Consider the following 8,310-nt stretch of genomic DNA (forward strand, 5'->3'; position numbering starts at 1 on the left):
CCTTGAGCGCCGCCAAGAGCGAGCGCACGCGGATGCGCGCCGCGCCCAGGTTGGACACCTCGTCGATCTTGAGCACGGTGTACACCTTGCCCGCGCGCTCGAGGATCTCCTGCACCTGGTCGGTGGTGAGCGCGTCGAGGCCGCAGCCGAAGCTGTTCAGCTGCACGAGGTCGAGGTCGCGCCGCTCGGTGGCCACCTTCGCCGCCGCGTACAGACGCGTATGGTACATCCACTGGTCCACGAGGCGGATGGGGCGCTCGAGCGTGCCGAGGTGCGCGATGGAGTCCTCGGTGAGCACCGCCAGTCCGAAGCTGGTCAGAAGCTCGGGAATGGCGTGGTTGATCTCCGGGTCGTTGTGGTAGGGGCGGCCGGCCAGCACGATACCGTGCGTGCCCGTGGCCTCCATCCAGGCGAGCGTCTCCTCGCCCTTCGCGCGGATGTCGCGCTTGAACGCCTCGTCCTCGGCCCACGCCGCGTCCACGGCGGCGTCGATTTCGGCCTGCGTGGGCGCGCCCGCCTTGCCCATGAGCTCGGGATGCGCCTCCACCAGCTCCACGAACAGACGCTTCTTGAGGTGCTCCTTCTGGTCGTAGGGCAGCCACGGCGTGAGCAGCTGCACGTCGGAGGTGCGCAGCTCGTCGATGTTGAGGCGCAGCGCCTCGGGGTAGCTGGCCACGATGGGGCAGTTGAAGTGGTTGCCCGCGCCCTCGTCCTCCTGGCGCTCCCACTTGCTGCACGGGAACCAGATGAAGTCGGGATGCTTGTCCAGCAGGTTCATGATGTGGCCGTGCGAGAGCTTCGCCGGATAGCACACGCTCTCGGACGGCATGGACTCGATGCCCGCCTCGTACGTCTTCTTCGTGGACGGGTCGGACAGCACCACGCGGAAGCCGAGGTTCGTGAAGAACGTGAACCAGAACGGGTAGTTCTCGTACTGGTTGAGCGCGCGCGGGATGCCCACGCTGCCGCGCGGGGCGGCGCTGGGCGCAAGCGGCTCGTAGCCGAACAGGCGCTGGCTCTTGTACTCGTAGAGGTTCGGCACCGCGGCCTTGCTCTCGTCGAACGTGCCCGCGCCCTTCTCGCAGCGGTTTCCCGTGATGAAGCGACGGTGTTTGCCCGTGGCCTCGTCCACGCCGAAGTCGTTGACGGTGAGCAGGCAGTGGTTCTCGCACGCCTTGCAGCGCACGGTCTTGTGCGTTGGGGAGAGGGCCGCCAGCTGCTCGAGGGAGAGGAGGGTTGACCTGATCGGGACTGATGTGTCCAGCTCCTCGCTGTCGGAGCTCCACGCGGCGCCGGCCTCGGCCCTGCGGGCCTCGAGCGCCACGGTCGCATGGTAGCGGTCGCGCGCCAAGAGGGCTGCGCCGAACGCGCCCATGTTGCCGGCGATGTCGGGGCGCACGGCGTTGACCTCGGACAGCTGCTCGAACGCGCGCAGCACGGCGTCGTTCAGGAACGTGCCGCCCTGCACGATGACCTTCGTTCCCACGTCGTGCGGGTCGCGGATCTTGATGACCTTGAACAGCGCGTTCTTGATGACGGAGATGGCCAGGCCCGCGGCGATGTCGCCCACGGTGGCGCCTTCCTTCTGCGCCTGCTTCACGCGGCTGTTCATGAACACGGTGCAGCGGCTTCCCAGGTCGACGGGGCGCTCGGCGCTCACGGCCGTCTGCGCGAACTCGGCCACGTCGAGCTTGAGCCCCGTGGCGAAGCTCTCGATGAAGCTGCCGCAGCCCGAGCTGCACGCCTCGTTGAGCATGATGTGGTCGATCACGCCGTCCTTCACGCGCAGGCACTTCATGTCCTGGCCGCCGATGTCCAGGATGAACTCCACGCCCGGCAGCATCTCCTGCGCGCCGCGCAGGTGGGCCACCGTCTCGATCTCGCCGGAGTCCACGCGCAGCGCCTCAAGCAGCAGGTGCTCGCCGTAACCCGTCACCGTGGCGTGGCCGATGCGCACGAGCGGCTCGCCGGTGTCGGCGTTCACCGGCATGGCGTTGTACAGGTTCGTGAGCGCCGTGCGGGCGCAGCCCAGCACGTCGCCCTTGTTGCTGGCATAGTGCGACCACAGAAGCGCGCCGTCCTCGCCGATGAGCGCCGCCTTGAACGTGGTGGAGCCGGCGTCGATGCCCAGGTAGGCCGTGCCCTCGTAGTCCATGAGCTCGCCGCGGCGCACGCGTTCGCCGTTGTGGCGGGCTTTGAACTGCGCGAGCTCGTCCTCGTTGGCGAACAACGGGGGCAGGCGCACCACCTCGGAGCCCTGGATGTCGCCGAGGTTCTTCAGGCGCTCGAGCACGTCGCCCAGGAGCTCGGCGCGCGTCGTCTCGCTGGCCGCGCCCGCGATGGCGCAGCCGCTGGCCACGAACAGATGGGCGTTGTCGGGCACGATGATGTGCTCGTCGTCCAGCTCGAGCGTCTCGTAGAAGCGCTTGCGCAGCTCGGGGAGGTACTGCAAGGGGCCGCCGAGGAACGCCACGTGGCCGCGGATGGGGCGGCCGCACGCCAGGCCGCTGATGGTCTGCGTCACTACTGATTGGAAGATGGACGCCGCGATGTCCTCCTTGCGCGCGCCCTCGTTGATGAGGGGCTGCACGTCGGTCTTCGCGAACACGCCGCAGCGGCTGGCGATGGGATAGAGCGTGGTCGCGCCCTGCGCCAGCACGTTCAGGCCGCCTGCATCGGTGTTCAGGAGCGCGGCCATCTGGTCGATGAACGCGCCCGTGCCGCCGGCGCACGTGCCGTTCATGCGCTGCTCGATACCCTGGTCGAAGTAGATGATCTTCGCGTCCTCGCCGCCCAGCTCGATGGCCACGTCGGTTGCGGGGATGAAGGTCTCGACCGCCGTCTTGCTGGCGATGACCTCCTGCACGAACTCGATGCCCAGCCACTGGGCGAGAAGCAAGCCGCCCGAGCCCGTGATGGCGATGGTCATGCGCTTGTCGCCGAAGTCGGCCGCGGCCTCCGAGAGCACCTCCACGATGGTGGCGCGCACGTCGGCATGGTGGCGGCGGTAGACGGAGAACTTCACGTCGTTCGCCATGTCGAGGATGGCCAGCTTGACCGTGGTGGAGCCCACGTCGATGCCGATATGCAGGGGGGCCGGCTCCGCAGCCGGTCCGCCTTCAGCGCCGACGCCGCCTGCCGGCCCCTGGCCGGCTTCCGCCCGGGCCTCCGCGCACCCTGCCTGCTTCTCGTTGGTGTTCATGGACTCGTTCGCCATGACGCTCTCCTTCGTAGGTTCCTTCATAGAGTCCGCCTCCTCGGCATGCGCTTCGAGGCGCTACAGTTTGATCGATTCGCCCGGCTTGATGAAGAACAGTCGCATGGCGATCAACGCCATCTCCTCCGAGCTCTCCTGCATGCCCGTCTCTATCCATCGCTCGATCACGCCCAGGTACGCCGACGCGAAGAACGCCACGTAGTAGCCGACGAACGGCGCGGGGTCGTTGCGGTAGCGCTCGTGCAGAATGGACTGCACGAGGTTCATGCAGACGGAGTCGCGCAGGCGCGGGCCGAAGCGCACGTCGCCGCCGGGGCCGAGCACCGCGTGGAGGAAATCGCCCTGCTCGCGCAGGTAGTCGAACAGCTCCACGAGGAAGGGCAGCGGGCGCTTCTTCGCCTTGTGCGCCCACAGGTAGGGCATCGTCAGCTCCTGCATCTGCGCCTGGAAGCGCTCCAGGTCGTGCATGATCTCGCCCTCGAACGCGGCGAGCAGCGCCTCCTTGTCGTGGTAATGGTTGTAGAACGTCCCGCGGTTCAAGTCAGCCCGGACGCACAGGTCGTTCACCGTGAAGCCGTCGAAGCCGCGTTCCTCCATGAGCTCGATGAGCGCGTCGCGCAGGGCGCGCTTCGAACGCGTGATGCGACGATCCTCGCAGCATGGGGGAGCGGAGCGGGCGCCCTCGCCCGACTCCATCGCGGCAGGGGCGGATGCGACCACAACCGGCAACGCAGCTTCCGCGGCACCCCGCGCCATTTTCCCCGCAACAGCCGTCGTCATGCGACCCCCTTCGTTCCAACCGATACACACTGGTCGAACAGGCAAATTATACGCTTTTGAACATTTCGACCAATAATAGACAACTTGTTCAATAACGCCTATTGTACGAGGATAACCGCAGAATTTCAACGCCACTCCCCGATTCCCGGACTTTCCCCACCCAAACCCGACCGCAACCGGAAACCCCAACCGCATTTCGCAAAAGCGCATACGGAATCCTTGCGCGAATTTTTCATTGCAAGGAGCGCAAGCGCCCGCCCTGCCGACGACTTCCCGCCTGCTGCCGGCGATCTCCTGACCTGCCGACGACCTCCCGCCTGCTGCCGTTCTCCACTTCCTTCGTTGTTTCACGTGAAACATTCGTTCTATTTTTGGTTGTTTTCATTACCAGGCGTCTGACCGCTCAAATTTTCGATCGCTATCTCATCGAAGCGAGGCCGCACGCGAACTCGATTGTCACCTTTCCTTATCATGTACGTTGACAGTGAGGGAACCGCTCCCCTAGGATGGAAGGTCGACGGACGAGGGAGGCGCGCGATGGGGACCAAGGATCAAGTGCTGCGGATGCTGGAGGACCAACGGGACCGGCAGGTGTCGGGAGCGCGGCTGGCAGAGGAGCTGGGAGTGACCCGCAACGCAGTGTGGAAGGCCGTGGAGGCGCTGCGGGCGGAAGGGTACGTCATCGATGCCGCCACGAACCGGGGGTATCGCCTGGCGCAGGAGAACGACCTGCTGTCGCCGGCCAGCATCGAGCGGTTCCTCCCCGACGGGCACCCGTTCGGCATAACGGTGCGCAAGCGCGTGGACTCCACGAACGCCGAGGCGCGGCACCGGGCGCTCGAGGGCGCACCCGAGGGCGCGGTCGTGGTGGCCGAGGAGCAGACCGCCGGACGGGGGCGGCTGGGCAAAACGTTCTACTCCCCCGCCGGCGCGGGCGTGTACTTGAGCGTGGTGTTGCGCCCTCGGCTGCAGGCCGACGCCGCGCAGTACCTCACCTGCGCGGCCGCCGTATCCTGTGCGCAGGCCATCGAGGCCGTCACCGGCGAGGAGGCCCTCATCAAGTGGGTGAACGATATCTTCTGCCGGGGCCGCAAGGTGGCGGGCATCCTCACCGAGGGCGTGGTTGACATGGAATCGGGGCGTTTCGAGCACGCCGTGCTCGGCATGGGCGTGAACGTGCGGGTGCCCGCCACCGGCTTCCCCAGCGAGATAGCCGACGTGGCCGGCGCCGTGTGCGACGAGGCCGTCGGCGTGCTGCGCAGCCGGCTGGCCGCCGAGATGCTGGCGCGCTTCTGGAGCCTTTACGAGAACCTGCCCGACCGCTCGTTCTACGACGAGTACCGCCGCCGGTGCTTCCTGCTGGGTCAGCCCATCGTCGTGACGCGCAACGGCTCGCGCGTGCGCGCCCGGGCCGTCGACCTGACCGAGGACTTCAAGCTGGTGGTGGAGCTGCCCGACAAGACGCGCCGCGAACTGCCCCACGGCGAGGTGAGCACCGGCCCCGCCTAGCCTCCTTCCGCCCGGCCTTCCTCTTTTCGCATCTGCGCCCGCCTTCCCTCTCGCGTCAAGCCCGTCGCGCACCTGTTGCGCCTTCGCCGTCCCATCACCGGCTCCTGCGATCTCGCCGCGATGTTTCACGTGAAACATCCGTTCTTTTTTTCGCATTCCTCGTGAGAAGAAACCTCGGAATCGAACGAACGGTGCCGCCGCCGCACGCGCGGTTTGCTAGACTGGTTCGGCACGCATTCCGAGCACGCCAGAGAGAAAGACGGGGCCATGCAGATCACGCCTGCCGAAATCGCCGAAACGCTTGCCATGGTGAGCAAGCAGCACCTCGATATCCGCACCATCACGCTGGGGCTGAACCTGCGAGGTTGCACGGACGCCGACATCGACGTCATGGCGCGCAAGGTGTACGACCGCATGACCACGGCCGCCGAGCAGCTCGTGCCCACGGCCGAGCAGCTGGAGCGCGAGTACGGCATCCCCATCGTGAACAAGCGCATCTCCGTCACGCCCATCGCCGAGATCTGCGCCGCCACCGACGCGGCCGACCTCACCCCCATCGCCGTGGCCATGGACCGCGCCGGCAAGGAGGTGGGCGTCGACTTCGTGGGCGGCTTCTCCGCGCTCGTGCACAAGGGCGCGTCGGCCGCCGACCACAAGCTCATGGACTCCATCCCGCACGCGCTCTCCGTCACCGACAACGTGTGCTCGAGCGTGAACGTGGGCTCCACGCGCGCCGGCATCAACATGGACGCCGTGCTCAAGATGGCCGGCATCGTGAAGGCCACGGCCGAGGCCACGGCCGACCGCCAGTGCATCGGCGCGGGCAAGCTCGTGGTGTTCTGCAACGCCGTGGAGGACAACCCCTTCATGGCCGGCGCGTTCCACGGCTCGGGCGAGGCCGACGCCGTGGTGAACGTGGGCGTGTCGGGCCCCGGCGTGGTACGCGCCGTGCTGGCCGACCTGCCCAAGGACGCCGACCTCACGAGCGTGGCCGAGGCCATCAAGGCCACCGCGTTCAAGATCACGCGCGCCGGCGAGCTCATGGCCCGCGAGGCCAGCAAGCGCCTGGGCGTGCAGCAGGGCATTTTGGACCTGTCGCTCGCACCGACGCCCGCCGAGGGCGACTCGGTGGCCGAGATCCTGGAGGCTATCGGCGTGGGCCAGTGCGGCGGCCCCGGCACCACGGCGGCGCTCGCCATGCTCAACGACGCGGTGAAGAAGGGCGGCGTCATGGCCTCTTCGAGCGTCGGCGGCCTGTCCGGCGCGTTCATCCCCGTGTCCGAGGACGCCGGCATGATCCGCGCGGCCGAGGACGGCGCGCTGTCGCTCGAAAAGCTTGAGGCCATGACCTGCGTGTGCTCGGTGGGCCTCGACATGATAGCCGTGCCGGGCGACACGTCCGTGGAGACCATCTTCGGCATCATCGCCGACGAGTGCGCCATCGGCATGATCAACTGCAAGACCACCGCCGTGCGCCTCATCCCCGCCATCGGCAAGACCGTGGGCGACCGCCTCGACTTCGGCGGCCTTTTGGGCTACGCGCCGGTCATGCCGGTCAACCAATATGCCGGCAGCGTGTTCGCCCACCGCGGCGGCCGCATGCCCGCCCCGCTCAACTCGCTGAAGAACTAGGGGCGAGCCACCGCGCGCTATCTCTCGGAGGCGGCCATGGGCCGCCTCCGTTATTCATCCCGCTCTATCGCACACTCGATTGCAACTTGTTCGACGCCCCGGGCGGAGCGCCTCGCATCGCTTCCTCGGAATACGATGCGGCAGCTCTTTTGACCAGCAGCCAAGACCAAGTCTCGTTAAAACGCTATCTCTTCGTAGGCAAGGCCCTTATCCTCCGCAAGGTGATCAAAGAACTCCTCGCAATCGAATACCCTGATGGACGATTTCTCGAAGTCTTTCTGATTGCGCGTGACGATGGCATCTGCCTTCAGCTTGAGGGCAGATTGACATACGCACGCATCCTCGAAATCGCCCCAAGTCGAATCGAGCACAGCATCAACGTCGGCTTCGTTGAGCGAGCATATATGGACGTGCTTTCTCAAACGGCGCAGAGCCAGCTTCGCATCCTCAACCGCTATTCTTTCAGGACCGCTGGTGAGCAGAAAGAAGATATCGGTGATTTTTTATAGGGGAAGGGCTCCTACTTCCCGCGGACGACGGCGCCGAAGGGCAGCAGCGCGAGCTTCGCCTGCTTGAAGCACTGGAGGCCGAAGGGGATGCCGATGACGGTGATGCACAACAGTACGCCGTTGAGCAGGGCCTCGAGGGCAAGGAAGACGCCGCCGAATATGAACCAGAGCACGTTGAGGATGGCGGAGCCGGCTCCGCCGCCGTACTCGACCTCCTTGCCGAACGGGAAGAACGCGAGGCCGGCCATCTTGAAGCACTGCGTGCCCACCGGGATGCCCACGATGGTGATGCACCACAGCGCGCCGACGAGAACCCAGCTCACGCCCTGCCAAAGCCCCGCGAAGATGAACCACAGTATGTTGCCGATAACGCTCATGTCTCGTCCTTTCCCCCTGTCGCCCAGCGAGTATGGCACACCAAGGCGCCCGAAGGGGAAACCGTTACCGCATCATAAGCAATGAACACGAGAGGTGCGGGGTGCGGGGTGCGGGGTGCGGGGTGCGGGGTGCGGGGTGCGGGGTGCGGGGTGCGGGGTGCGCCGGTCAGGCGCTTTCCCCGTACACGGCGCGCACAAGGTACTCCACGTTGCCCTCGGGGCCGGTGATGGGCGACTCCACTACGCCGGTCGTGCGGAAGCCCGCGTCCTCGAGGGCCGCGCGCAC

Annotated in this window: 6 protein-coding genes and 1 pseudogene; 3 read left to right on the top strand and 4 right to left on the bottom strand. The window is 66.5% G+C overall.

The annotated features are described in order from the left end of the window. Both GPA_RS19730 and GPA_RS04135 read right to left on the bottom strand, forming a co-directional pair. Positions 1-3,244: acyl-CoA dehydratase activase-related protein (locus GPA_RS19730; protein WP_197533069.1), on the bottom strand; the 3,244-nt coding region annotated here is incomplete at its 3' end. Positions 3,245-3,277: 33 nt separating this feature from the next. Continuing rightward, on the bottom strand, positions 3,278-3,913 hold the full coding sequence (locus GPA_RS04135; RefSeq protein ID WP_015539024.1) for a TetR/AcrR family transcriptional regulator: 636 nt from the start codon (positions 3,911-3,913) through the stop codon (positions 3,278-3,280). 621 nt (positions 3,914-4,534) lie between these two features. Between GPA_RS04135 and GPA_RS04140 the strand changes: the two genes are divergently transcribed. From GPA_RS04140 to GPA_RS20715, 3 genes are all read left to right on the top strand, one after another. Next, positions 4,535-5,506, top strand: coding sequence for a biotin--[acetyl-CoA-carboxylase] ligase (locus GPA_RS04140; protein ID WP_041239050.1), 972 nt, complete (start codon positions 4,535-4,537; stop codon positions 5,504-5,506). Positions 5,507-5,773: 267 nt separating this feature from the next. Continuing rightward, positions 5,774-7,138, top strand: a complete 1,365-nt coding sequence (locus tag GPA_RS04145; protein WP_015539026.1) for a PFL family protein — start codon at positions 5,774-5,776, stop codon at positions 7,136-7,138. Between the two features lie 86 nt (positions 7,139-7,224). Then, a complete protein-coding gene (locus GPA_RS20715) occupies positions 7,225-7,647 on the top strand; it encodes a hypothetical protein (RefSeq protein WP_147274539.1) in 423 nt (140 codons plus the stop codon). Between the two features lie 11 nt (positions 7,648-7,658). Here GPA_RS20715 and GPA_RS04155 read toward each other — a convergent pair whose 3' ends face one another. After that, on the bottom strand, positions 7,659-8,024 hold the full coding sequence (locus GPA_RS04155) for a YccF domain-containing protein (RefSeq protein ID WP_015539027.1): 366 nt from the start codon (positions 8,022-8,024) through the stop codon (positions 7,659-7,661). A gap of 166 nt (positions 8,025-8,190) precedes the next feature. Then, positions 8,191-8,310 (bottom strand): annotated as a pseudogene (locus tag GPA_RS20490) (TlyA family RNA methyltransferase); the annotation flags it as partial.

The organism is Gordonibacter pamelaeae 7-10-1-b, assembly GCF_000210055.1.
Classification (GTDB): Bacteria; Actinomycetota; Coriobacteriia; order Coriobacteriales; family Eggerthellaceae; genus Gordonibacter; species Gordonibacter pamelaeae.